We start from the raw sequence: 23,405 nt of genomic DNA on the forward strand, positions 1-23,405 counted from the left end.
GCTCATGGACACCAAATTGCTCGATATCCTCGCTTGCCCGGTCTGCAAAGGCCCGCTCAAGCTCAGCGCTGACAAGACCGAGCTGATCAGCAAGGGCGCCGGCCTCGCTTATCCGATTCGCGACGGCATCCCGGTCATGCTCGAATCCGAAGCGCGCACCCTGACCACCGACGAGCGCCTGGATAAATGACCGCAGCCTTTACTGTCGTCATCCCGTCGCGTTACGCCTCCACCCGTTTGCCAGGCAAGCCGTTGTTGCTGATCGCCGGCAAACCGATGATCCAGCACGTCTGGGAACAGGCGAGCAAAAGCAGCGCCGAGCGCGTGGTGGTGGCCACCGACGACCTGCGCATCGTCGAAGCCTGCAAAGGCTTTGGCGCTGAAGTGGTGCTGACGCGTGAAGATCACAACTCCGGTACCGATCGCCTGGCCGAAGTGGCGACGAAGCTGGGCCTGGCGCCCGACGCCATCGTGGTCAACGTGCAAGGTGACGAACCGCTGATTCCACCTGATGTGATCGATCAGGTCGCGGCCAACCTGGCAGCCCACACCGAAGCGCGCATGGCCACTCTGGCTGAGCCGATCGAAGATGTGGAAACCCTGTTCAACACTAATGTGGTCAAGGTGGTCAGTGACCTCAACGGTCTGGCGCTGACCTTCAGCCGGGCGACCTTGCCGTGGGCCCGCGATGACTTTGCCAGGAGTCGCGAGCAATTGCCGGAAGGCGTGCCGTACCGTCGCCACATCGGCATTTATGCTTACCGCGCCGGGTTCCTGCATGACTTCGTCAGCTGGGGCCCTTGCTGGCTGGAAAACACTGAATCCCTGGAACAACTACGGGCCTTGTGGCACGGCGTGCGTATCCACGTGGCTGACGCTTTGATCGCGCCACCGACCGGCGTCGATACCGCTGAAGACCTGGAGCGGGTTCGTCGCCTGCTGGAGGCCTGATGCGGGTTCTGTTCGTCTGCCTGGGCAACATCTGCCGCTCGCCGACCGCCGAAGGCGTGCTGCGCCATAAACTGCGCGAGGCCGGGCTGTCGGGGCAAGTCGAGGTCGCCTCCGCCGGTACGGGCGATTGGCACGTCGGCAAGGCCCCGGATAAACGCAGCCAGGCCGCCGCCCGCCTGCGCGGTTACGATTTGTCTGCCCAGCGCGCGCAGCAAGTCAGTCGTGCCGATTTCTCAATGTATGACCTGATCCTGGCGATGGATAACAGCAACCTGCGCAATCTCAAGGCATTGCAGCCTGCGAAGGGCAAGGCGGAGCTTGACCTGTTCCTGCGCCGCTATCAGTCGGAACTCGATGAAGTTCCAGACCCGTACTACGACGGTGACCAGGGCTTCGAGCAGGTACTGGACCTGATCGAGCGCGCCAGTGACCTGCTGGTGATCGAATTGAAGGGGCGGTTATGAGTCTGCAGGTGCAAGCCCGGGTATCGCTCAAACCGTACAACAGCTTTGGCGTGGATGTGCAGGCCCGCCTGTTTGCCCAGGCCCACAGTGACGACGACGTGCGCGACGCCTTGGCGTATGCCACGCAGCACGAGGTGCCATTGCTGGTAATCGGTGGGGGCAGCAATTTGCTGCTCACCGCCGATATCCAGGCGCTGGTGCTGCGCATGGCCACCCGCGGGATTCGCCTGCTCAGCGACAACGGCCAGCAGGTGGTGATCGAAGCCGAAGCCGGCGAGCCTTGGCATCCGTTTGTGCAACACACCCTGGCCCAGGGTTTGTCTGGCCTGGAAAACCTCAGCCTGATCCCCGGTACGGTTGGCGCGGCACCGATGCAGAACATCGGCGCTTATGGCGTGGAGATCAAGGACGTGTTTGCCGGCCTGACCGCGCTTGATCGCCAGACTGGCGAACTGCGCGACTTCAGCCTGGACGAGTGCAAGTTCGCCTACCGCGACAGCCTGTTCAAGCAGGAGCCGGGGCGCTGGTTGATCTTGCGGGTGCGCTTCAACCTGAACCGCACTGAACACCTGCATCTGGAATACGGCCCGGTGCGTCAGCGCCTGACCGAGCAGGGTATCGACCGTCCGACCGCCAGCGACGTCAGCCAGGCGATCTGCAGCATTCGCAGCGAAAAACTGCCTGACCCTGCGGTGCTGGGCAATGCTGGCAGTTTCTTCAAGAACCCTCTGGTACCGGCGGCGCTGGTGACCCGGCTCAAGGCTGAATTCCCGGATCTGGTGGCCTACGCGCAACCCGACGGGCAGATGAAGCTGGCGGCTGGATGGCTGATCGAGCGCGCAGGCTGGAAGGGCTTTCGCGAAGCCGACGCCGGTGTGCACAAGTTGCAGGCGCTGGTGCTGGTCAACTATGGCGCTGCCACGGGCCTGCAATTGCTGGACCTGGCGCAACGGATCCAGAAAGACATTTGGCAACGATTCCAGGTCGAGCTGGAAATGGAGCCCAACAGATATTGAGGCTACGCTTTCAGCACTGCCCTGGAGGCCCTGCACATTCGTCGATGTGCAGGGCTTTTTTGTTAATCCTGGGTTAACTTAGCCGCCTAACGATACAAGCCATTTTGCTGCACCAAAGGCCCGATGCAGACGTCGCCGTCGGCATGAGAGAGCCTCCTTAGCCTGAGTCGATCTGCGTGATTCCAACCGCCAGCCTCTGGCGGCAGATTGCTCGACCCCATAACCGTCTTTAGATATGCGGGCGTGCCCATGATTACCCTGAAACTCAACGGTCAAGACCATCAACTCGATGTCACCGAGGACATGCCCCTGCTCTGGGCAATTCGCGACGTGGCCGGTTACAACGGCACCAAGTTTGGCTGCGGCATGGGCCTGTGTGGTGCCTGCACCATTCACATCGACGGCTCCCCGGCACGCAGTTGCATCACGCCGATCGGGTCGGTGATCGGCCAGGACGTCAGCACCATCGACAATTTGCACAGTGACCCGGTTGGGCAAGTCGTCCAGCAAGCCTGGCTCGACACAGCAGTGGCTCAGTGCGGGTTCTGCCAGGGCGGGCAGATCATGTCGGCGACGGCATTGCTCAAGGTCAACCCCAACCCCAGCGACGAGCAAATCGAAGAAGCGATGGTGGGCAACATTTGCCGTTGCGGCACCTACAACCGTATCAAGACCGCCATACGCCAAGCCTCCACCCACCTGAAGGAGGCCAAGGCATGAGCGGGCTACCGAATGATTTTGCGCTGAGCAATCTCAGCCGCCGTGGTTTCCTCAAGGGCGTAGGCGCTACCAGCGCGCTGGTGCTCGCCGCCAGTTGGGGTTGGCAGGACGCACTTGCCGCCGACAAAAAGCAGAAATTCGGCGCAGACGGTATGCCCAATGGCTGGATCGACGATCCAAAAGTGTATGTCAGCATTGCCGCCGATGGCACCGTGACCGTGGTGTGCAACCGCTCGGAAATGGGCCAGGGCGTGCGCACCAGCCTGAGCATGGTGGTGGCGGACGAGCTGGATGCCGACTGGGCGATGGTCAAGGTGCAGCAGGCGCCCGGTGATGAAGTTCGCTATGGCAACCAGGACACCGACGGCTCGCGCAGCATGCGCCATTGGTACGAGCCGATGCGTCGTTGTGGCGCCGCTGCGCGCACGATGCTTGAGCAAGCGGCTGCCGAGCAGTGGAAAGTGCCGGTAGGCGAGTGTCGGGCACAGTTGCACAAAGTCATTCACCAGCCCACCAAGCGTGAACTGGGTTACGGCGCCCTGGCGGCTGCCGCTGCTGCACTGGCAGTGCCGGCCCGCGACAGCCTGCGGCTCAAGGAGCCTGCGCAGTTTCGATACATCGGCAAGGAAGGCATCAAGGCGATTGATGGTGCCGACATCGTCAATGGTCGTGCAGTCTACGGCGCCGATGTGCACATTGAGGGCATGCTCTACGCAACCATTGCGCGCCCGGCGGTTTACGGCGGCAAGGTCAAATCCGTTGACTCGAGTGCGGCGCTGAAAGTGCCTGGCGTGCTCAAGGTCATCAATATCGAAGGGCGGCCAATGCCGTCGGAGTTCCAGCCCCTGGGTGGCGTGGCAGTGATCGCCAGCAATACCTGGGCGGCGATCAAAGGGCGCGAAGCGCTGAAGATCGAGTGGGACGATGGCCCGAATGCCAGCTATGACTCGATCGCCTACCGCAAGGAGCTCGAAGCCGCATCGCTCAAGCCCGGCAAGGTCGTGCGCAACACCGGCAACATCGACGAGGCCATGGGCAACGCCGAAACCACGCTGGAAGCGTCTTACTATCTGCCGCACCTGGCACAGTCCCCTATGGAACCGATGGTTGCCATTGCGCGCTTCAAGGACGGCGTCTGCGAGGCCTGGGCACCGAGCCAGGCACCCCAGGTGACGCGAGAGCGAATTGCCGAACGCCTCGGCGTCCCGTTCGATAACGTCACGGTCAACGTGACCCTGCTCGGCGGCGGCTTCGGGCGCAAGTCCAAGCCGGATTTTGTCATCGAAGCGGCGATCCTCGCCAAGGAATTTCCCGGCAAGGCAGTGCGGGTGCAATGGACGCGTGAAGACGATATCCATTGTTCGTACTTTCATACCGTGTCGGCCGAGTACCTCAAAGCCAGCCTGAACAAGGACGGCCTGCCGTCCGGCTGGCTGCACCGCACAGTCGCGCCCAGTATCACTGCGCTGTTCGCACCGGGCATGAACCATGAAGCGGCTTTCGAGCTGGGCATGGGCTTCACCAACATGGCCTATGCGATCCCCAACGTGCGCCTGGAAAACCCCGAGGCCAAGGTGCATACCCGGGTGGGTTGGTACCGTTCGGTGTCGAACATCCCCCACGGCTTTGCGATCCAGAGTTTCGTCGATGAGTTGGCCCACAAGGCCGGCCGCGATCCGCTGGAGTACCAGATCAAACTGCTCGGTCCGGACCGCCAGATCGATCCGCGCACCTTGAGCGAAGAGTGGAACTATGGCGAGTCACCGGAACGCTATCCGATTGATACCGGCCGTATGCGCAAGGTCCTGGAAACTGCGGCGAAGGCGGCGGGGTGGGGTCGTGACTTGCCCAAGGGGCGTGGCCTGGGCCTGGCGGTGCACTACAGTTTTGTCACCTATGTCGCGGCGGTGATCGAGGTTGAGGTCAAGGATGACGGCACGTTGATCGTGCATAAGGCGGATATCGCAGTGGACTGCGGTCCGCAGATCAACCCCGAGCGCATCCGCTCGCAATTTGAAGGTGCCTGTGTGATGGGCCTGGGTAATGCGGTGCTCGGCGAAATCAGCTTCAAGGACGGCAAGGTCCAACAGGATAACTTCCACATGTACGAAGTAGCACGCATGTCCCTGGCGCCGAAGGAGGTGGCGGTGCACATGGTCACTCCGCCGGGAGACGTGCCGCTTGGGGGCGTCGGCGAACCTGGCGTTCCACCGATTGCGCCGGCGCTATGTAATGCGATTTTTGCTGCCACGGGCCAGCGTATTCGCAACCTGCCGGTGCGCTTCCAGTTACAGGGTTGGCAGAAGGCGCAAGCCTGATGGACAGCGTCGATCTGAATGTCCTGCGCAGCGTGCTGGAATGGCGCAATGCGGGCCAGCGGGTGGTGCTGTACAGCGTGGTCCAGACATGGGGCACTGCGCCCCGGGCACCTGGCGCCATGCTGGCGTTGCGTGAAGATGGCGTGGTGATAGGGTCTGTTTCCGGCGGCTGTGTCGAGGATGATCTGATTGCCCGCCTGCACGATGGGCGCATCCCGGTTGACGGACCGCCCGTGCAGTTGATCACCTACGGCGTGACTCGCGAGGAGGCGGCGCGCTTTGGCTTGCCTTGTGGCGGCACCTTGCGCCTGACTGAGGAGCGCGTCGGCGATCCGGCCTGGGTGGCACAATTGCTGGCGCGTTGCGAGGCGCACGAGATTGTGGCGCGCTCGCTGTCGATTGAAACCGGTGAGGTGTTGCTGGAGCCCGCAGACAAGTTGCAAACGCTGACCTTTGACGGCAGGACGCTGCGGGCCATTTATGGTCCGCGCTGGCGTCTGCTGCTGATCGGCGCAGGTCAACTGTCGCGATATGTCGCCGAGATGGCGCGGCTGCTGGATTTCGAGGTGCTGATCTGCGATCCGCGCAGCGAATTTGTCCATGGCTGGGAAGAGCAGCATGGACGCTTCGTCCCGGGCATGCCCGACGAAGCGGTACTGACTATCCAGACCGACGAGCGCACCGCCATTGTTGCGCTCACCCATGACCCGCGCCTGGATGACATGGCGCTGCTGACGGCGCTGGACTCCGATGCATTCTACGTGGGTGCGCTGGGGTCTCGGGTCAACAGCCTGAAGCGCCGGGACAATCTGGCTCAGCTAGGCTTGTCGGCCGCGGCCATTGAACGGCTGCACGGCCCGATCGGCTTGCACATTGGTAGCCATTCGCCAGCGGAAATCGCTTTGTCGCTGATGGCTGAAATTGTCGCAATCAAGAACGGTGTCGAACTCAAACAGAAGAAGCCCTTGCAGGAGGCGCCATGAGCGAACCCATCGCCGTCATCGTGCTGGCAGCGGGGCAGGGCGAGCGCTTTCGCCAGGTGGCGGGCGCCGACAAGGACAAGTTGCTGGCGGACTGTACCGGGCGCGACGGTGCCGTGCGGTCGGTCATCGAGCATGTCCTCGTGAACCTGCCGGCTAAGGCGGGCAAACGGGTTGTGGTTACCACTGCAGATCGTCCCCAGGTGATTCGCATGGCCCAGGCCTATGGGTTCGAGGTGGTCCTGATCGAGTCCACGGGCATGGGGGACAGCATTGCTGCCGGCGTGGCGTCGTGTCCGCAGCCCGGTGGTTGGTTGATTGTGCTGGGGGATATGCCGTTCATCCTGCCTTCGAGCATTGAGCGGGTGATAGCAGGGAGGGCGGCTGACACTATCAGTGTGCCAGTGCATGACGGCGAGTATGGGCACCCGGTGGCGTTCGCGGATTCTTTCGGACCGGCGTTGATCGCGCTCTCGGGGGACGGCGGGGCCAGGCCGCTGTTTGCTACGGCCAGGGTGGTTGAAGTAGAGGTGGATGATCCTGGGGTGTTGTGGGATGTGGATGTGCCCGGCGCCCTGGTGTTTGTGTAAAAGATCTTTTGATCTTCAAGGTATAAAAAAGCCCCGCTCTGGATCACCAGGCGGGGCTTTTTGTCAGCCGTCGGAATCAGACGAGGGGTTTAGGCTCGTGCTCTTTTTCCTGGGCTTTTTCGTGTTGCTCTACCGCGTCCTGAACGGAGCGTGGTGCTTCATCAATCACTGACGCTACAGGCTCAGCGGCAACTTCAACAGGGGCTTCAGCGACCACCGGTGCAGCCTCGACCACGGCTGGAGCAGCAGCGGCAGCCAATTCAGCTTCCTTCTGCAGACGCTCGGCTTCACGCTTGCGACGACGCACTTCACGCGGGTCGTTTGGCGCGCGGCCATTTTCAGTCAGGGCGCTTGCCGGCGCGGCTTCGACCACAGGTGCAGCCACTTCGGCTTCAACCGGCGCTTCAACCGGCGCTTCAACCACTGGAGCAGGCTCTGCAGCCGCAACTACTGGCTCTGGCTCGTAAGCCGGAGTTTCAGCTGCCGGGGCGGGTGTTTCTGCAACAGCTGGCTCGGCAACCCAGTTGAAAGCGGTTTGCTCTTCGCGAACTTCACGAATCGATTCGGTCACGGTTTCGCTGACTGTCTCGGCAGCAGGCTCTGCAATGACTGCTGGAGCTTCGACGACTGCCGCAGGTTGCGGTGCCGCTTCTACTTCAGGCTGCGCTTCACGAACCGGCGCCACTTCGATTTCCGGCGAAGCGGTGGCTTCGACAGGCGAGGTCGCTTCAACCACTGGCGCTTCGACTGGAGCAGTGTCCAGGGTAGCAGCAGTAGCGCGCTCGGCTTGCTCGTTGGCCTGTGCTTCAGCTGGAGCGCTGATCACCGAGCTGGCAACGGCTGCGGTAACAGCCAGGCCAGCGGCCAGGTCGTTAGCGCTTGGTGCGTCGGCAGTGGCCGCCACTTCGCCTTCAGCGGAGTCAGACTCTTCCGAACCTTCGATCACATTGCCGTTGGCATCACGCTGACGCTCGCGACGGTTGCTGCGACGACGCTGGCCGCGGGAGCGACGACGTGGACGATCGCCTTCGGCGCCTTCCTGTCCGTCTTCCTGCAGTTGCTCTTCGTTGGACAGCAGTTCTTCTTCGGCTACTGGAGCTGCTGCTTGCTCGGCACGTGGCTGACGTTCTTCACGCGGTGGGCGTGGAGCACGTTCTTCGCGTGGCTGGCGAGCCGGACGCTCTTCAGTGGTAGCGACAGCGGCAGCGGCTGGAGCAACAGCGTCCAGGGGTTCGCGCAATTCGCGTACACGTTCTTCACGCTCGCCACGTGGCTTGCGGTCTTCACGTGGAGCTCGCGGTGCACGTTCCTCACGCGGTGCGCGTGGTGCACGCTCTTCACGTGGCGCGCGTTCTTCGCGGGCTACTGCCGGCGTTTCTTCACGAGCTTCGCGTGGTTCACGAGCTTCCCGTGGAGCGCGTTCTTCACGCGGTGCACGTTCTTCGCGAGGCTTGCGCTCTTCGTCGCGGCGACCGTTACGGTTGCGGCTCTGCTGACGACCGTTGCGACGCTCTTCGTTACGAGCCGGACGCTCGGTGGTCGCAGGTTTTTCAACCACAACCGGTGCGGCGGGCTCTTCCTTGGTTGCAAACAGGCTGACCAGCGACTTCACCAGGCCCTTGAACAGGCTTGGCTCTGGCACGGCGGCCGGTGCAGCCACAGGCGCGGCAGCAACCACTTCGGCAGGAACCGGCGCATTGGCGCGGGCAGGGGCCGTCTTGACTGCAGCTTCCTGGCGGACCAGGGTGCGGGTCGCAGCGGCTGGCTGGACTTCTTCCACTTCGGCAGCGGCAGCAGCGATTTCGTAGCTGGACTGGTTGATGTGGGCTTCCGGGCTGTCATCGCGCAGACGCTGAACTTCGAAGTGCGGCGTTTCGAGATGATCGTTCGGCAGAATGACGATGCGGGCTCGGGTGCGCAGTTCGATCTTGGTGATCGAGTTGCGTTTTTCGTTGAGCAGGAACGCGGCCACCGGGATCGGCACTTGTGCACGAACTTCGGCGGTACGGTCTTTCAGGGCTTCTTCTTCGATCAGGCGCAGGATCGCCAGCGACAGCGATTCAACGTCACGGATGATGCCGGTGCCGTTGCAACGTGGGCAAACGATGCCGCTGCTTTCGCCCAACGATGGACGCAGGCGCTGACGGGACATTTCCAGCAAGCCGAAGCGCGAGATGCGACCGACTTGCACGCGAGCGCGGTCGGCTTCCAGGCATTCGCGGACTTTCTCTTCCACGGCGCGCTGGTTCTTGGCAGGGGTCATGTCGATGAAGTCGATGACGATCAGGCCGCCGATGTCGCGCAAGCGCAACTGACGGGCGATTTCTTCAGCAGCTTCAAGGTTGGTCTGCAGCGCGGTTTCTTCGATGTCGCTGCCTTTGGTGGCGCGCGCCGAGTTGATGTCGATGGACACCAGGGCTTCGGTCGGATCGATGACGATGGAACCGCCGGAAGGCAGTTCAACGACCCGCTGGAAAGCGGTCTCGATCTGGCTTTCGATCTGGAAACGGTTGAACAGCGGAACGCTGTCTTCGTACAGCTTGATCTTGCTGGCGTACTGCGGCATCACCTGGCGGATGAAGGTCAGGGCTTCGTCCTGGGCTTCAACGCTGTCGATCAGCACTTCGCCGATGTCCTGGCGCAGGTAATCGCGGATGGCGCGGATGATCACGTTGCTTTCCTGGTAGATCAGGAACGGCGCGGAGCGATCGAGCGAGGCTTCTTTGATGGCGGTCCAGAGTTGCAGCAGGTAATCGAGGTCCCACTGCATTTCTTCACTGCTGCGACCAAGGCCGGCAGTGCGCACGATCAGACCCATGTCAGCCGGGGCAACCAGGCCGTTCAGGGCTTCACGCAGTTCGTTGCGCTCTTCGCCTTCGATGCGACGGGAGATGCCGCCAGCACGCGGGTTGTTCGGCATCAGTACCAGGTAACGACCGGCCAGGCTGATGAAGGTGGTCAGGGCGGCGCCCTTGTTGCCACGTTCTTCTTTTTCGACCTGGACAATGACTTCCTGGCCTTCGCTCAGGACGTCCTTGATGTTGACGCGGCCTTCCGGGGCTTTCTTGAAGTATTCGCGGGAGATTTCTTTGAGGGGCAGGAAGCCGTGGCGCTCAGAGCCGAAATCGACAAAGGCAGCCTCAAGGCTTGGTTCGATGCGAGTAATCCGGCCTTTATAGATGTTGGCCTTCTTCTGCTCGCGTGCACCGGATTCGATGTCCAGGTCGTAGAGGCGCTGGCCATCTACCAGTGCAACACGCAACTCTTCGGGTTGAGTTGCGTTAATCAGCATTCTTTTCATGTAGTACCGTCGGTTTCCGGGCTGCCGGAAACGGCGTTCGGCACACACGACTTCTCATGGTCGGTGTCAGGTGCGTCGGGAGTGGTTGGCCATTCCCGTGTCCAGCGATGTCCGGCCAATGTGGGCCTTCGTCGCGACGTACGCGTCCTGCTTGCTGTGGCTACTTAAGCACTCAGTCAGGAGGAGGAATCAACCAGTGGCTGTGGACGAGATGAAGCGTCTTGAAAAAGCCTATTGCTACACAGTCCAGCGGTTGTGCATCTCCACCCTACACGTATCCCTGATAATTCGGGTGCTGCCGCGCGCAGAATCCGCAGCGGGTTGGCATTTACCGTGAGCTCCAAAAGGGGAGGTCACGCATCATGGCTAATTTAGGCGTTGTTTCCGAAACCTTCGCTCGGGGTCATTCGCAACTGACTGCACTTTGTGAACTGGCCATGAATATTGGCTCGCAAAGCGAGTGAAAACTCTGCCCTGCGGCTTGATTCAGGCCTCATGTCACCTGCGCTCGTTACAGCTGCAAACTCCACCGTTAAGTAGCGAAAGCCCCGTAGGACGGCCTCGCGTCCTGGTGAATTGCATTGGTCAGGGCCGGTTTTAGACCGTTGGTCCGCTGTCCAGGCCGCTTTTGGCGGCGTTCGCGACTATAGCAGCAATGATTAAGTGCTTCAATTCCATAAAAAATTGATATCATCTGCGCCATGACGACTACTGCCCCCTCGACCCCAAGCGTACAACTGCTTGAGGTCTCGCCGGAATATGCCGGCCAACGTATTGATAACTTCCTTCTCGCTCGGCTCAAAGGCGTGCCCAAGACCTTGATCTATCGCATTTTGCGTAAAGGCGAAGTGCGAGTGAACAAAGGTCGGATCAAGCCCGAATACAAGCTGCAGGCGGGCGATATCGTGCGCGTGCCGCCTGTGCGCGTGCCCGAGCGCGACGAGCCGGTGCCCCTGGCACAAGGCCTGCTGCAGCGCCTCGAAGCCTCGATTATCTTCGAGGACAAGGCCCTGATCGTGATCAACAAGCCTTGTGGCATTGCGGTTCACGGCGGTAGCGGTCTGACCTACGGCGTGATCGAAGCCTTCCGTCAGTTGCGCCCCGATTGCAAGGAGCTCGAGCTCGTCCACCGACTGGACCGAGACACCTCTGGCCTGCTGATGATTGCCAAGAAACGCAGCATGCTGCGTCACTTGCACACGGCGTTGCGCGGTGATGGCGTGGACAAGCGCTACATGGCGCTGGTTCGTGGCAACTGGGCCGCCTCGATCAAGCAAGTCCGTGCCTCGCTGGGCAAGAGCAACCTGCGTTCCGGCGAGCGCATGGTCGAGGTCGACGAGGAGGAGGGCAAGGAGTCTGTGACCGTGTTCAAGGTGCTACGGCGCTTCGGAGACTTTGCGACCATGGTCGAAGCCAGGCCAATCACTGGCCGCACCCACCAGATCCGTGTGCACACCCTGCATGCCGGGCACTGCATCGCTGGCGACCCGAAATACGGGGATGAGGGTTTCAGCAAGGAAATCCGCGACCTGGGTGGCAAGCGACTGTTCCTGCACGCTTATCTGCTGACCGTGCCGCTGCCTGATGGTGGCGAGCTGAAGTTGCAGGCGCCGGTGGATGAAATGTGGGCCAAGACTGTGGAGCGCCTGAGTGCACCCCTCTGATTGCAAACTGCTGATATTTGACTGGGACGGGACCCTCGCGGACTCCATCGGGCGGATTGTCGAGGCCATGCATGTGGCCTCAGAGCGCTCCGGATTCGAGCTGCGCGATGATTTTGCCGTCAAGGGCATCATCGGTCTCGGCTTGCCGGAAGCGATTCGTACCCTGTACCCGGACATAAGTGAAGGGCAGCTTATCGCCTTTCGCGGGTATTACGCCGATCACTATATCGCCGCCGAAGCCGTGCCTTCGCCGTTGTTCGAGGGTGTGCTCGAGTCAATGGAGGCCTTTCGCGCCGAGGGTTATCATTTGGCCGTTGCGACCGGCAAGGCTCGTCGCGGGCTCGACCGGGTATTGAAGGCCCACGGCTGGGAAAAGTATTTCGATATCACCCGTGCGGCGGATGAAACTGCCAGCAAGCCTCATCCTCTTATGCTGGAGCAGATCCTCGCGTACTGCGAGGTTCGCCCGGAGCAGGCGCTGATGGTTGGCGACTCCTCTTTCGATCTGCAGATGGCCCGCAACGCCGGTATGGCGTCGGTTGCCGTCAGTTACGGCGCGCAATCGATCGAGGCGCTGAAGCTGTTCGAGCCGCGACTGGCGATTGATCGTTTTTCAGAATTGCATGCCTGGCTGAATCAGCAGGCTTAACAGGTTTTTTGGGGTAGATGGCATGACCGACGAATGGAAGGCGCCCGCCAAGGCGGATGCGCAGAGCGGTGACGAGAAAAGCTGGAAATTGCTGGAAAAGACCCTGTTGGCCAGCGTGCAGGAGCAACGCCGGTCCCGTCGCTGGGGGATTTTCTTCAAGCTGCTGACCTTTGTGTATCTGTTTGGCGCCTTGATGCTGTTCACGCCGCTGATGGACATGGAAAAAGCCGCCACTCGCGGTGCCAACTACACCGCGCTGATCGAGGTCACTGGTGTGATCGCCGACAAGGAACAGGCCAGCGCCGATAACATCGTTGGCAGCCTGCGAGCGGCCTTCGAGGATGACAAGGTCAAGGGCGTGGTCCTGCGGATCAACAGTCCGGGCGGCAGCCCGGTGCAATCAGGCTATGTGTACGACGAGATTGTTCGCCTGCGCGCGCTGCATCCTGATACCAAGGTGTATGCAGTCATCTCCGACCTGGGGGCGTCCGGCGCTTACTACATTGCCAGTGCGGCCGATCAGATCTACGCGGACAAGGCCAGCCTGGTGGGGTCCATCGGGGTGACTGCGGCCGGTTATGGTTTTGTCGGCACCATGGAGAAACTGGGCGTGGAGCGTCGGACCTATACGTCTGGCGAGCACAAGTCCTTCCTCGATCCGTTCCAGCCGCAGAAGCCTGATGAGACTCGGTTCTGGCAGGGCGTGCTCGATACCACCCATCAGCAATTCATCAATAGTGTGAAGAAGGGTCGTGGCGATCGCCTGAAAGACAAGGAGCACCCGGAGCTGTTCTCTGGCTTGGTCTGGTCGGGTGAGCAGGCGCTGCCGCTGGGGTTGATCGATGGTCTGGGCAGTGCCAGCTCGGTAGCCCGCGATGTCATTGGCGAGAAAGAACTGGTGGATTTTACCGTTCAGGAGTCGACGTTCGACCGCTTCTCGAAGAAGCTCGGCGCCAGCGTGGCTGAGCAATTGGCGATGTGGATGGGTTTCAACGGCCCGTCGTTGCGTTAAGCCGTTTAAAAGATCTTTTGCTTTCAAGGGACTTGCACGCCCTCGACCAGCAGCATATCGATCAGCCGAATCAGCGGCAGGCCGATCAGGCTGGTGGCGTCAGGGCCTTCGGTGCGTTGAAACAGGCTCACCCCCAATCCTTCGGCCTTGAAGCTTCCTGCGCAGTCGTAGGGCTGCTCTGCATGCAGGTAACGCTCGATGCTTGCCTGGTCGAGGGTGCGCATGTGCACCGTGAACGGCACGCAATCCACCTGGCAATGCCCGGTCTGGCTGTTGAGCAGGGCCAGGCCCGTGAGGAAGGTCACGCTGGCGCCGCTGGCGGCGAGTAACTGATCCCGCGCCTTCTCGAACGTGTGCGGTTTGCCGATGATGCGCTCGCCGAGCACCGCGACCTGGTCGGAACCAATGATCAGGTGGTCGGGAAAAATGCCAGCCAGCGCCTGGGCTTTTTCCCTGGCCAGGCGCTTGACCAGTTCAATGGCCGGCTCTTGTGGGCGATGACTTTCATCGATGTCTGGCGAGCTGCAGACGAACGGCAACCGCAGGCGGGCCAGCAATTCCCGGCGGTAAACCGAGCTTGAAGCGAGTAATAAAGGCAGCATGCGCAACTCCAGAAGTCAGTTGCGAATTCTAGCGAGGCTTCCAAGTGACGCACAGGGCTGAATTTCCTTTGACATGGCTGGGTGCATCCCTATAATGCTGCGCCTATGTTGAATGACCCGATTCCACCTCACGTTGACCCGCGCAAATTGGCTGACCGTGGCACCACCCTTCAAGGTGAACTGCTGCTGGCCGATTTGGAGAGACTCTGCGACCCGCTTTCCGACACTGTCGGTACGGTGCAGGCGAAATTCGTTTTTGAACGAGATGAACGTAAGTCTGTGGTAATCCACAGCTTTATCGACACCGAAGTCAAAATGGTTTGCCAGCGTTGTCTTGAGCTGGTCACCCTGCCGATCCATAGCGAATGCAGTTATGCTGTGGTGAAGGAGGGTGCGAATACCCAGTCGTTGCCGAAAGGTTATGACGTGCTGGAACTGGGCGAAGATCCATTGGATCTGCAGTCACTGATCGAGGAGGAGCTTCTGCTCGCCTTGCCCATTGTGCCTGCTCATCATCCGGAAGAATGCCAGCAGCCGGCGGGTCTCGATGAGCCCGAACCGAGCGAGGACGAGGTAACGCGGTCCAACCCGTTCAGTGTATTGGCGCAGTTAAAGCGTGACCCAAACGTTTAGGAGTTAATCAATTATGGCTGTTCAGCAGAACAAAAAATCCCGCTCTGCCCGTGACATGCGTCGTTCGCACGACGCCCTGACGGCAAGCACTCTGTCTGTAGAAAAAACCACCGGTGAAATTCACCTGCGTCACCACGTATCGCCAGAAGGCGTATACCGTGGCCGTAAAGTGATCGACAAGGGCGCTGACGAGTAATCACTTGTCTGCTCAAGTCATCGCGATTGACGCAATGGGCGGGGACTTCGGTCCCCGCAGCATTGTTCAGGCCAGCCTCGCTTGTCTGAATGCTACACCCTCGCTGCACCTGACCCTCGTTGGTCAACCCTCTCTCCTTGAAGAATTGCTTGCAGGCCAATCGGCTGCGGATCGCGCGCGCCTGTCTATCGTGCCCGCCAGCGAAGTCATTACCATGGACGAGAAACCGGCCCAGGCATTGCGTGGCAAGCCGGATTCGTCGATGCGCGTTGCGCTGGAGCTGTTGCGCGATGGCAAGGTCCAGGCCTGTGTCAGTGCCGGCAATACCGGGGCGTTGATGGCGTTGTCACGATTCGTGCTCAAGACCTTGCCGGGCATTGATCGGCCGGCGATGGTGGCGGCGATTCCGACGCAGACGGGCTATTGCCAGCTGCTCGACCTCGGGGCCAACGTCGATTGCAGCGCCGAACACCTGCTGCAGTTTGCGGTCATGGGCTCGGTGGCGGCCGAGACGCTGGGTATCGTCCGCCCGCGAGTCGCTTTGTTGAACATCGGCACCGAACACATCAAGGGTAATCAGCAGGTCAAGCTGGCCGCCACCTTGTTGCAGGAGGCGCGGGGCATCAACTACATCGGTTTTGTCGAGGGCGATGGCCTGTATCGCGGTGAAGCGGATGTGGTGGTCTGTGACGGCTTCGTCGGCAATATCCTGCTCAAGTCCAGCGAGGGCTTGGCCACCATGATTGCCGGGCGTATTGAAGCGTTGTTCAAGAAGAATCTCGCTTCGCGCATGGTGGGTGCCCTGGCGTTGCCGTTGATGAAGCGCCTGCAGGCCGATCTGGCCCCTGCGCGACACAATGGTGCGAGCTTTCTCGGCCTGCAGGGCATTGTGGTGAAGAGCCACGGCTCGGCCGGGGTGCAGGGATTTCAGAGTGCTATATCCCGCGCGTTGATCGAGATCCAGGAAAACCTGCCGGAACGCATCCGCGGTCGTCTGGAGGATTTGTTGCTTTAGGCGTTTTCGTCGGACAATGCTTAAATGTGACCGCTCAGTTCAATTTGCCATCCAACTGTCAGTTTCTTGCGTCCCCCTGGCGGGACGTCAATTCTCCGACGACAAGATCATTAGGGGCTTGTTACATGTCTGCTTCCCTCGCATTCGTCTTTCCAGGACAGGGTTCGCAGTCCCTCGGCATGCTGGCCGAGTTGGGCGCGCAACATCCGGTTGTCCTTGAAACGTTCAAAGAAGCTTCCGATGCCCTCGGTTACGACCTGTGGGCGCTGACCCAGCAAGGGCCGGAAGAGCAACTCAATCAAACCGACAAGACCCAGCCGGCCATCCTGACCGCCTCGATCGCCCTGTGGCGTCTGTGGCTGGCAGAAGGCGGCGCGCGTCCGGCCTACGTGGCCGGTCACAGCCTGGGTGAGTACAGCGCTCTGGTTGCTGCCGGCAGCCTGAGCCTGGCTGACGCGGTCAAGCTCGTCGAGCGCCGTGGCCAGTTGATGCAGGAAGCGGTTCCGGCCGGGCAGGGCGGCATGGCCGCCATACTCGGTCTCGACGATGCTGACGTGCTGGCAGCCTGCGCTGAAGCAGCGCAAGGTGAAGTGGTCAGTGCCGTCAACTTCAATTCCCCGGGCCAGGTCGTCATCGCCGGTGCCAAGGCGGCGGTTGAGCGCGCCATTGAAGGTTGCAAGGCTCGTGGTGCCAAGCGCGCCATGCCATTGCCGGTGAGCGTGCCGTCCCATTGCGAGCTGATGCGCCCGGCGGCCGAGCGTTTCGCTGAATCGATCGCTGCGATCGACTGGCAGGCCCCGCAGATTCCAGTTGTGCAGAACGTCAGCGCAGCAGTGCCGGCTGATCTGGAAACCCTCAAACGCGATTTGCTCGAGCAGCTCTACAAGCCTGTGCGCTGGGTCGAGTCTGTGCAGGCGCTGGCGGCCAAGGGTGCGACCCAGCTGGTCGAATGCGGTCCTGGCAAAGTGCTGGCCGGTCTGAACAAGCGTTGCGCCGAAGGCGTAGCAACCTCCAACCTCAATACCCCAGACGCTTACGCTGCCGCCCGTGCAGCGTTGGCCTGAATCAGGAGAAACTTGCATGAGTCTGCAAGGTAAAGTTGCACTGGTCACCGGTGCAAGCCGCGGTATCGGCCAGGCCATCGCCCTGGAACTGGGTCGTCAGGGTGCCATCGTCGTGGGTACTGCGACTTCCGCATCCGGCGCCGAGCGCATTGCCGCGACCCTGAAGGAAAACGGTATCCAGGGCACTGGCCTGGAACTTAATGTGACCAGTGACGAGTCCGTCGCCGCCGTGTTGGCGAGCATCGCCGAGCAGTTCGGTGCGCCGGCGATCCTGGTCAACAATGCCGGTATCACCCGCGATAACCTGATGATGCGGATGAAAGATGACGAATGGCATGACGTCGTCGATACCAACCTGAACAGTCTGTTCCGCCTGTCCAAGGGCGTTTTGCGTGGCATGACCAAGGCGCGTTGGGGACGAATTATCAGTATTGGTTCGGTTGTGGGTGCCATGGGCAACGCAGGCCAAGTAAACTACGCTGCCGCCAAGGCCGGTCTGGAAGGTTTCAGCCGTGCGCTGGCGCGTGAAGTCGGATCGCGTTCGATTACGGTAAACTCGGTGGCCCCAGGGTTCATCGACACCGATATGACTCGTGAACTGCCCGAAGCGCAGCGTCAAAACCTGGTTACACAAATTCCGCTGGGTCGTCTGGGGCAAGCGCAAGAGATCGCGTCTGTGGTCGCTTTTCTTGCATCCGACGGTGCGGCTTACGTTACTGGGGCTACAATCCCGGTGAACGGCGGGATGTACATGAGTTAAATGTGACGGACTGCTTCAAAAAAATGTCATACGAGCTGTCTAAAATCCGTTATAAAGCTGCAATCTATTTATAGGCATCGGGCTGCAGGGTTAGAGGAGTGAAGCTTTCAGTTGAAAAACTGAAAAGTCTTTCTATACACTTACCCACTGGCCAGCTGCCTGAATTTGTCCATTAGGAGTGAAAACAAGGTATGAGCACCATCGAAGAGCGCGTCAAGAAAATCGTTGCCGAGCAACTGGGCGTTAAGGAAGAAGAAGTGACTAACAGCGCTTCCTTCGTTGAAGACCTGGGTGCTGACTCCCTTGACACCGTTGAGCTGGTGATGGCTCTGGAAGAGGAATTCGAGACCGAAATCCCTGACGAAGAAGCTGAGAAGATCACTACTGTACAAGCTGCAATCGACTACGTTACCAGCCACCAGGCGTAATAGTTTGTAGTCGTTGTTTGCTGTCATGGAAAAACCGCACTGCCTCCTGGCGTGCGGTTTTTTCTTTAGGCCTGATGCAAAGTCGTCATTTGAAAAAGGAGAGTGCTGTGTCGCGTAGACGCGTCGTAGTCACCGGTATGGGTATGTTGTCGCCACTGGGCACGGATGTGCCAAGCAGCTGGCAGGGCATTCTGGCCGGCCGCAGTGGCATTGGTCTGATCGAACACACCGACCTTTCTGCCTATTCCACCCGTTTTGGCGGCTCGGTAAAGGGCTTCAATGTCGAGGAATACCTGTCGGTCAAGGAAGCGCGCAAGCTCGACCTGTTCATTCAATACGGTCTGGCCGCAGGGTTTCAGGCAGTAAAAAATGCAGGCCTGGAAGTGACCGATGCCAACCGTGAACGCATCGGCGTCGCCATGGGCTCAGGCATTGGCGGCCTGACCAACATCGAAGAAACCAGCCGTACCCTGCATGATTCCGGCCCACGACGGATTTCGCCGTTTTTCGTGCCCGGCTCGATCATCAATATGATTTCCGGATTCCTGTCCATCCACCTTGGAGCACAGGGGCCCAACTACGCCATCGCCACGGCCTGTACCACGGGTACGCATTGTATTGGCATGGCGGCACGCAACATCATGTACGACGAAGCCGACGTGATGATCGCCGGTGGCGCCGAGATGGCCGCTTGTGGCCTGGGCATGGGCGGCTTCGGTGCCTCCCGGGCGCTGTCGACCCGCAACGACGAGCCTGCCCGTGCCAGTCGTCCATGGGACAAGGGGCGTGACGGCTTTGTACTGTCCGACGGTGCTGGCGCGCTGGTACTTGAAGAACTGGAGCACGCCAAGGCTCGCGGTGCGACCATTTACGCCGAGTTGATCGGTTTTGGCACCAGTGGCGATGCGTTCCACATGACTTCGCCACCTGCCGATGGTGCGGGTGCTGCACGCTGCATCACCAATGCCTTGCGCGATGCGAAGATCAACAGTGACCAGGTCCAGTACATCAACGCCCACGGCACTTCGACTTCGGCCGGTGATCTTGCCGAAGCCTGTGCGATCAGGTCGGTGTTTGGTGATCACGCCTACAAGCTGGCCGTCAGTTCGACCAAGTCCATGACCGGTCACCTCCTGGGTGCCGCGGGTGCGGTTGAAGCGATCTTCAGTGTGCTGGCAATCAACAGCCAGGTGGCGCCACCGACCATCAACCTTGACGAGCCGGACGAAGGCTGTGACCTCGACTTCGTGCCGCACACTGCGCGCAACATGGATATCGACGTGGTGCTGTCCAACTCCTTCGGGTTTGGCGGTACCAACGGCTCCCTGGTGTTCCGCCGGTTCGCTGGCTGATGGACTGCTGGGTCGACGGTCAGCCGGCGCACGCTGTGTCGCTGAAGGATCGCGGCCTGGCCTACGGCGATGGTCTGTTCGAGACCATCGCCGTGCGCAATGGCACACCGGTATTGCTGGATCGTCACCTGGTGCGGTTGCTTGAGGGTTGCCAGCGCCTGGCAATCAACCTTGATGGCGCGGTGGTGCGCACCGAGCTGCTGGCCTATGCCCTCGCGCTCGGTGAAGGCGTACTCAAGCTGATCGTCACCCGGGGCGAAAGTGCTCGCGGCTATGCCCCGGACCCTGTCGTTGCGGCGCGCCGCATCATGCAGGGCAATCCTCCTGCGATTTACCCGCCAGCCCATGCGGAGCAGGGCGTGCGCCTGTTCCCTTGCGTCACCCGGCTGTCCTTGCAACCCTTGTTGGCTGGTCTCAAGCACCTCAATCGCCTGGAGCAGGTCATCGCCCGTTCCGAGTGGCAAGACGCTGAGCACGCCGAAGGCCTGATGCTGGACCAGGCCGGTCGTGTGGTCGAGGGCGTGTTCAGTAATCTGTTCCTGGTGCGTGATGGTGTGTTGATCACCGCCGATCTCGGTCGCTGCGGCGTCGCCGGGGTAATGCGCGCTGAATTATTGTTTCAAGCTGAGTCTTCAGCGATCCCTGTACAAATCATCGATATCACCCTGGAACAGCTGCAATGGGCCGATGAAGTCTTTGTCTGTAATAGTGTTTATGGCATTTGGCCGGTGCGTGCGTATGCTGCACTGAGCTGGCCGGTTGGGCCACTCACCCGTAAACTCCAAACCATTGCCCGTGCGCTATTGGATGCTTGATTCGTGAGACGTAAATTCTTGCTGCTGCTGGAAACCGGATTGGTTCTGGCAGGGCTGTTATTCGGTTTTTCCGCCTGGAAAATTCATTCGGCGCTGGATCAGTCGCTGAACATCACCCAGGAGGAAATGCTCGAAGTACCCAAGGGTACGACACCCACCCGCACTTTCTACCGACTCGAAGCCGATGGCGTCATCAAGGACGCGTTCTGGCTTCGCGTGTACTGGCGCTTCAACCTCGCCGGACAACCCTTGCACAGCGGCGAATACCGCATGCAGCCCGGCATGACCGTCGAAGGCCTGATCGATTCGTGGAAACGCGGGGATGTGGTGCAGTACAGCGTGACGCTGGTCGAAGGCTGGAATTTCCATCAGGTCCGTGCGGCCCTCGCCAGGGACGAAAAACTCCAGCAGACCCTCGCAGGTTTGAGCGACTCCCAGGTGATGGAAAAGCTCGGCCACCCGGGGATTTTTCCGGAGGGGCGTTTTTTCCCCGATACCTATAGTTTCGTTCGCGGCATGAGCGACATCGAATTGCTCAAGACTGCTTACGAGCGCCTCGACGAAGTGCTGGCCAGGGAATGGAACCAGCGAGCGGCTGATCTGCCCTACGCCGATCCGTACCAGGCGCTGATCATGGCCTCCCTGGTGGAGAAGGAAACCGGTGTGCCACAGGAGCGCGGGCAGATTGCCGGCGTGTTCGTGCGACGCATGGCGTTGGGCATGCTCCTGCAGACTGATCCAACCGTGATCTACGGCCTGGGCGATCGCTACAGCGGCAAATTGACTCGCGCCCACCTCAAGGAAGCGACGCCGTATAACACCTACATGATTTCCGGCCTGCCACCGACGCCCATCGCCATGGTCGGGCGCGAAGCGATTCACGCGGCATTAAATCCGGTGGCCGGCAGCAGTCTGTATTTCGTTGCCCGTGGCGACGGCAGTCATGTTTTTTCCGATGACCTGGATGCGCACAACAACGCAGTGCGCGAGTACCAGCTCAAGCGTCGCGCCGATTACCGTTCCAGCCCGGCACCGGCGACTGCACCTGAGGCAACAGCGCCGCAAACACCTGACACCAACAGCCCGGCCCACGAAGCGCCGATTCCTGCCGCGTCGCCCAACCCCGATCCCGAGGCTTTGCCCCAGGTCGCACCGCAGGAGCCGCCAGCGGCGCCTGCAGCCGAACCGGACGCCACCACGCCGCAAAGCCCGCAATGACCCTGACTAAGGACTGCCTGTGACTGGCTTGTTTATTACCCTGGAAGGCCCTGAGGGCGCTGGCAAGAGCACCAATCGCGAATACCTGGCCGAGCGCCTGCGCGCCGCCGGTATCGAAGTGGTGTTGACCCGTGAGCCGGGTGGCACCGCGCTGGCCGAGCGAATTCGTGAGGTGCTGCTGGCGCCGGTCGAAGAAGCCATGAACCCGGACACCGAGCTGCTGCTGGTATTCGCCGCTCGCGCCCAGCACCTGGCCGAAGTCATCCGCCCGGCATTGGCCCGGGGGGCGGTGGTGCTGTGCGACCGGTTCACCGATTCCACTTATGCCTACCAAGGTGGTGGCCGTGGCCTGTCGCTGGAGCGTATTGCCACCCTGGAAACCTTCGTCCAGGGAGATCTGCGCCCGGACCTGACGCTGATTTTCGACCTGCCGGTGGAAGTCGGTCTGGCGCGTGCCAGTGCCCGTGGTCGCCTCGACCGCTTCGAGCTGGAAGGCAGGGCCTTCTTCGACGCGGTGCGCAGCGCCTTCCTCAAGCGCGCTGAAGCCGATCCTGCGCGCTATGTGCTGGTCGATGCCGCACAACCGCTGGCGCAGGTCCAGCAGTCCCTGGACGCGTTGCTCCCGCGTCTGCTGGAGCTGGCCCGTGGCTGAAGCCTATCCCTGGCAGGACTCGCTCTGGCAGCAACTGGCCGGTCGCAAGCAGCATGCCCACGCCTACCTGTTGCATGGCCCGGCCGGGATTGGCAAGCGCGCATTGGCCGAGCGCTTGATGGCCAGCCTGTTGTGCCAGCGCCCGACTGCCCAGGATGCCTGCGGCGAGTGTAAATCCTGCCTGCTGCTCAAGGCCGGCAGCCACCCGGACAACTACGTCCTCGAACCGGAAGAGGCGGACAAGGCGATCAAGGTCGATCAGGTTCGCGAACTGGTCAGCTTCGTGGTGCAGACCGCGCAGATGGGCGGGCGCAAAGTCGTGCTGATCGAGCCTGTCGAAGCGATGAACATCAACGCCGCCAACGCTTTGCTCAAAAGCCTTGAAGAACCTTCCGGCGATACCGTATTGCTGCTGGTCAGCCACCAGACCAGCCGTCTGTTGCCGACCATCAAGAGTCGTTGCGTGCAGCAGGCCTGCCCATTGCCTGGCGAGGCCATGAGCCTGGCCTGGCTGGCGCAGACCTTGCCAGATTGCTCCGAGGAGGAGCGCGTGGAACTGTTGACCCTGGCGGCCGGCTCGCCGCTGGCGGCGGTCAAGCTGCAGGCCCAGGGCGTGCGTGAGCAAAGGGCGCTGGTGGTCGAAGGGGTCAAGAAGCTGCTCAAGCAGCAGCAGTCGCCGACACAATTGGCAGAAGGCTGGAACGCGATTCCTCTGTTGCTGCTGTTCGACTGGTTCTGCGACTGGTCGAGCCTTATCCTGCGTTATCAGTTGACCCAGGATGAAGAAGGGCTGGGGCTGGCGGACATGCGCAAAGTGATTCAATACCTGGCGCAGAAGTCGGCCCAGGACAAGGTCCTCGATATCCAGGACTGGATTCTCGCCCAGCGCCAGAAAGTCATGAGCAAAGCCAACCTCAATCGGGTATTACTGCTCGAGGCCTTGTTGGTGCAGTGGGCGTCTTTGCCCGGCCAGAAGTGACTAGACTCTGAACATCAGCCGAGGAG

Annotated in this window: 24 protein-coding genes; 22 read left to right on the plus strand and 2 right to left on the minus strand. The window is 60.8% G+C overall.

Going from position 1 to position 23,405, the window contains the following annotated elements:
• Positions 1 to 4 precede the first annotated feature (4 nt).
• The 8 genes from EQV97_RS24415 (at position 5) to EQV97_RS24450 (ending at position 7,039) form a co-directional block, all read left to right on the plus strand.
• Positions 5 to 190 (plus strand): Trm112 family protein, encoded by a 186-nt coding sequence (locus tag EQV97_RS24415; protein ID WP_003179363.1) that lies wholly within the window; start codon positions 5 to 7, stop codon positions 188 to 190.
• The gene (gene kdsB / locus EQV97_RS24420) at positions 187 to 951 is read left to right on the plus strand and encodes a 3-deoxy-manno-octulosonate cytidylyltransferase (protein ID WP_045061737.1); all 765 of its coding nucleotides are present in this window, start codon (positions 187 to 189) and stop codon (positions 949 to 951) included. The genes EQV97_RS24415 and kdsB overlap by 4 nt, the downstream gene beginning before the upstream one ends.
• On the plus strand, positions 951 to 1,415 hold the full coding sequence (locus tag EQV97_RS24425; RefSeq protein ID WP_122839125.1) for a low molecular weight protein-tyrosine-phosphatase: 465 nt from the start codon (positions 951 to 953) through the stop codon (positions 1,413 to 1,415). The genes kdsB and EQV97_RS24425 overlap by 1 nt, the downstream gene beginning before the upstream one ends.
• Complete coding sequence (murB, locus tag EQV97_RS24430; RefSeq protein WP_122839126.1) at positions 1,412 to 2,431, plus strand: UDP-N-acetylmuramate dehydrogenase; 1,020 nt, start codon at positions 1,412 to 1,414, stop codon at positions 2,429 to 2,431. Before EQV97_RS24425 ends, murB begins: the two co-directional genes overlap by 4 nt.
• 249 nt (positions 2,432 to 2,680) lie before the next feature.
• Positions 2,681 to 3,151: a (2Fe-2S)-binding protein gene (locus EQV97_RS24435; protein ID WP_045061734.1), complete on the plus strand. Its 471-nt coding sequence runs from the start codon at positions 2,681 to 2,683 to the stop codon at positions 3,149 to 3,151.
• The gene (locus EQV97_RS24440; RefSeq protein WP_240890231.1) at positions 3,148 to 5,469 is read left to right on the plus strand and encodes a xanthine dehydrogenase family protein molybdopterin-binding subunit; all 2,322 of its coding nucleotides are present in this window, start codon (positions 3,148 to 3,150) and stop codon (positions 5,467 to 5,469) included. Before EQV97_RS24435 ends, EQV97_RS24440 begins: the two co-directional genes overlap by 4 nt.
• Positions 5,469 to 6,452 (plus strand): XdhC family protein, encoded by a 984-nt coding sequence (locus EQV97_RS24445; protein WP_122839128.1) that lies wholly within the window; start codon positions 5,469 to 5,471, stop codon positions 6,450 to 6,452. The genes EQV97_RS24440 and EQV97_RS24445 overlap by 1 nt, the downstream gene beginning before the upstream one ends.
• Positions 6,449 to 7,039 (plus strand): nucleotidyltransferase family protein, encoded by a 591-nt coding sequence (locus tag EQV97_RS24450; RefSeq protein WP_122839129.1) that lies wholly within the window; start codon positions 6,449 to 6,451, stop codon positions 7,037 to 7,039. The genes EQV97_RS24445 and EQV97_RS24450 overlap by 4 nt, the downstream gene beginning before the upstream one ends.
• Before the next feature lie 76 nt (positions 7,040 to 7,115).
• On the opposite strand, the gene rne is transcribed toward EQV97_RS24450, so the two are convergent.
• Positions 7,116 to 10,340, minus strand: a complete 3,225-nt coding sequence (gene rne / locus EQV97_RS24455) for a ribonuclease E (RefSeq protein ID WP_240890232.1) — start codon at positions 10,338 to 10,340, stop codon at positions 7,116 to 7,118.
• A gap of 701 nt (positions 10,341 to 11,041) precedes the next feature.
• Here rne and rluC point away from each other — a divergent pair.
• The 3 genes from rluC to sppA are packed head-to-tail and all read left to right on the plus strand — an operon-like array spanning position 11,042 to position 13,665.
• Complete coding sequence (gene rluC / locus EQV97_RS24460; protein ID WP_045061729.1) at positions 11,042 to 12,004, plus strand: 23S rRNA pseudouridine(955/2504/2580) synthase RluC; 963 nt, start codon at positions 11,042 to 11,044, stop codon at positions 12,002 to 12,004.
• Positions 11,991 to 12,653: an HAD-IA family hydrolase gene (locus EQV97_RS24465; protein ID WP_122839132.1), complete on the plus strand. Its 663-nt coding sequence runs from the start codon at positions 11,991 to 11,993 to the stop codon at positions 12,651 to 12,653. The genes rluC and EQV97_RS24465 overlap by 14 nt, the downstream gene beginning before the upstream one ends.
• Before the next feature lie 22 nt (positions 12,654 to 12,675).
• Positions 12,676 to 13,665: a signal peptide peptidase SppA gene (gene sppA / locus EQV97_RS24470; RefSeq protein WP_122839133.1), complete on the plus strand. Its 990-nt coding sequence runs from the start codon at positions 12,676 to 12,678 to the stop codon at positions 13,663 to 13,665.
• Positions 13,666 to 13,688: 23 nt separating this feature from the next.
• Here sppA and EQV97_RS24475 read toward each other — a convergent pair whose 3' ends face one another.
• Complete coding sequence (locus EQV97_RS24475) at positions 13,689 to 14,267, minus strand: nucleoside triphosphate pyrophosphatase (RefSeq protein ID WP_122839134.1); 579 nt, start codon at positions 14,265 to 14,267, stop codon at positions 13,689 to 13,691.
• Positions 14,268 to 14,372: 105 nt separating this feature from the next.
• Between EQV97_RS24475 and EQV97_RS24480 the strand changes: the two genes are divergently transcribed.
• From EQV97_RS24480 to EQV97_RS24530, 11 genes are all read left to right on the plus strand, one after another.
• Entirely contained in the window at positions 14,373 to 14,900 is a 528-nt protein-coding gene (locus tag EQV97_RS24480) for a YceD family protein (protein ID WP_004371317.1), read from the plus strand.
• Positions 14,901 to 14,913: 13 nt separating this feature from the next.
• Complete coding sequence (rpmF, locus tag EQV97_RS24485; RefSeq protein ID WP_008152339.1) at positions 14,914 to 15,096, plus strand: 50S ribosomal protein L32; 183 nt, start codon at positions 14,914 to 14,916, stop codon at positions 15,094 to 15,096.
• 4 nt (positions 15,097 to 15,100) lie between these two features.
• Positions 15,101 to 16,111, plus strand: a complete 1,011-nt coding sequence (gene plsX, locus EQV97_RS24490) for a phosphate acyltransferase PlsX (protein WP_225570844.1) — start codon at positions 15,101 to 15,103, stop codon at positions 16,109 to 16,111.
• A gap of 125 nt (positions 16,112 to 16,236) precedes the next feature.
• On the plus strand, positions 16,237 to 17,175 hold the full coding sequence (gene fabD, locus EQV97_RS24495; protein WP_240890233.1) for an ACP S-malonyltransferase: 939 nt from the start codon (positions 16,237 to 16,239) through the stop codon (positions 17,173 to 17,175).
• A 16-nt stretch (positions 17,176 to 17,191) separates the two neighbouring features.
• Complete coding sequence (fabG, locus tag EQV97_RS24500; protein WP_045061723.1) at positions 17,192 to 17,935, plus strand: 3-oxoacyl-ACP reductase FabG; 744 nt, start codon at positions 17,192 to 17,194, stop codon at positions 17,933 to 17,935.
• Positions 17,936 to 18,126: 191 nt separating this feature from the next.
• Positions 18,127 to 18,363, plus strand: a complete 237-nt coding sequence (gene acpP, locus EQV97_RS24505; RefSeq protein ID WP_004371293.1) for an acyl carrier protein — start codon at positions 18,127 to 18,129, stop codon at positions 18,361 to 18,363.
• 107 nt (positions 18,364 to 18,470) lie between these two features.
• The gene (gene fabF, locus EQV97_RS24510) at positions 18,471 to 19,715 is read left to right on the plus strand and encodes a beta-ketoacyl-ACP synthase II (RefSeq protein WP_122839137.1); all 1,245 of its coding nucleotides are present in this window, start codon (positions 18,471 to 18,473) and stop codon (positions 19,713 to 19,715) included.
• A complete protein-coding gene (gene pabC / locus EQV97_RS24515) occupies positions 19,715 to 20,530 on the plus strand; it encodes an aminodeoxychorismate lyase (protein ID WP_240890234.1) in 816 nt (271 codons plus the stop codon). The genes fabF and pabC overlap by 1 nt, the downstream gene beginning before the upstream one ends.
• 3 nt (positions 20,531 to 20,533) lie before the next feature.
• On the plus strand, positions 20,534 to 21,748 hold the full coding sequence (mltG, locus tag EQV97_RS24520) for an endolytic transglycosylase MltG (protein WP_122839139.1): 1,215 nt from the start codon (positions 20,534 to 20,536) through the stop codon (positions 21,746 to 21,748).
• 19 nt (positions 21,749 to 21,767) lie between these two features.
• The gene (gene tmk / locus EQV97_RS24525; protein ID WP_122839140.1) at positions 21,768 to 22,400 is read left to right on the plus strand and encodes a dTMP kinase; all 633 of its coding nucleotides are present in this window, start codon (positions 21,768 to 21,770) and stop codon (positions 22,398 to 22,400) included.
• Positions 22,393 to 23,379 carry a DNA polymerase III subunit delta' gene (locus EQV97_RS24530; protein WP_045061718.1) on the plus strand — a complete coding sequence of 329 codons (987 nt, stop codon included), beginning with the start codon at positions 22,393 to 22,395 and terminating at the stop codon, positions 23,377 to 23,379. Before tmk ends, EQV97_RS24530 begins: the two co-directional genes overlap by 8 nt.
• Positions 23,380 to 23,405 lie beyond the last annotated feature (26 nt).

Source organism: Pseudomonas sp. TMW22090 (assembly GCF_022496665.1).
GTDB classification, from domain to species: Bacteria; Pseudomonadota; Gammaproteobacteria; order Pseudomonadales; family Pseudomonadaceae; genus Aquipseudomonas; species Aquipseudomonas gregormendelii.

What these genes read in the sequence shown, in the direction of transcription:
- murB (WP_122839126.1), top strand. Translation starts at nt 1,412, where the DNA reads ATGAGTCTGCAGGTGCAAGCCCGGGTATCGCTCAAACCGTACAACAGC.
- EQV97_RS24435 (WP_045061734.1), top strand. Translation starts at nt 2,681, where the DNA reads ATGATTACCCTGAAACTCAACGGTCAAGACCATCAACTCGATGTCACC.
- EQV97_RS24450 (WP_122839129.1), top strand. Translation starts at nt 6,449, where the DNA reads ATGAGCGAACCCATCGCCGTCATCGTGCTGGCAGCGGGGCAGGGCGAG.
- rluC (WP_045061729.1), top strand. Translation starts at nt 11,042, where the DNA reads ATGACGACTACTGCCCCCTCGACCCCAAGCGTACAACTGCTTGAGGTC.
- fabG (WP_045061723.1), top strand. Translation starts at nt 17,192, where the DNA reads ATGAGTCTGCAAGGTAAAGTTGCACTGGTCACCGGTGCAAGCCGCGGT.
- pabC (WP_240890234.1), top strand. Translation starts at nt 19,715, where the DNA reads ATGGACTGCTGGGTCGACGGTCAGCCGGCGCACGCTGTGTCGCTGAAG.
- EQV97_RS24425 (WP_122839125.1), top strand. Translation starts at nt 951, where the DNA reads ATGCGGGTTCTGTTCGTCTGCCTGGGCAACATCTGCCGCTCGCCGACC.
- kdsB (WP_045061737.1), top strand. Translation starts at nt 187, where the DNA reads ATGACCGCAGCCTTTACTGTCGTCATCCCGTCGCGTTACGCCTCCACC.
- sppA (WP_122839133.1), top strand. Translation starts at nt 12,676, where the DNA reads ATGACCGACGAATGGAAGGCGCCCGCCAAGGCGGATGCGCAGAGCGGT.
- fabD (WP_240890233.1), top strand. Translation starts at nt 16,237, where the DNA reads ATGTCTGCTTCCCTCGCATTCGTCTTTCCAGGACAGGGTTCGCAGTCC.
- EQV97_RS24415 (WP_003179363.1), top strand. Translation starts at nt 5, where the DNA reads ATGGACACCAAATTGCTCGATATCCTCGCTTGCCCGGTCTGCAAAGGC.
- acpP (WP_004371293.1), top strand. Translation starts at nt 18,127, where the DNA reads ATGAGCACCATCGAAGAGCGCGTCAAGAAAATCGTTGCCGAGCAACTG.
- rne (WP_240890232.1), bottom strand. Translation starts at nt 10,340, where the DNA reads ATGAAAAGAATGCTGATTAACGCAACTCAACCCGAAGAGTTGCGTGTT.
- rpmF (WP_008152339.1), top strand. Translation starts at nt 14,914, where the DNA reads ATGGCTGTTCAGCAGAACAAAAAATCCCGCTCTGCCCGTGACATGCGT.
- EQV97_RS24475 (WP_122839134.1), bottom strand. Translation starts at nt 14,267, where the DNA reads ATGCTGCCTTTATTACTCGCTTCAAGCTCGGTTTACCGCCGGGAATTG.
- EQV97_RS24480 (WP_004371317.1), top strand. Translation starts at nt 14,373, where the DNA reads ATGTTGAATGACCCGATTCCACCTCACGTTGACCCGCGCAAATTGGCT.
- EQV97_RS24445 (WP_122839128.1), top strand. Translation starts at nt 5,469, where the DNA reads ATGGACAGCGTCGATCTGAATGTCCTGCGCAGCGTGCTGGAATGGCGC.
- EQV97_RS24440 (WP_240890231.1), top strand. Translation starts at nt 3,148, where the DNA reads ATGAGCGGGCTACCGAATGATTTTGCGCTGAGCAATCTCAGCCGCCGT.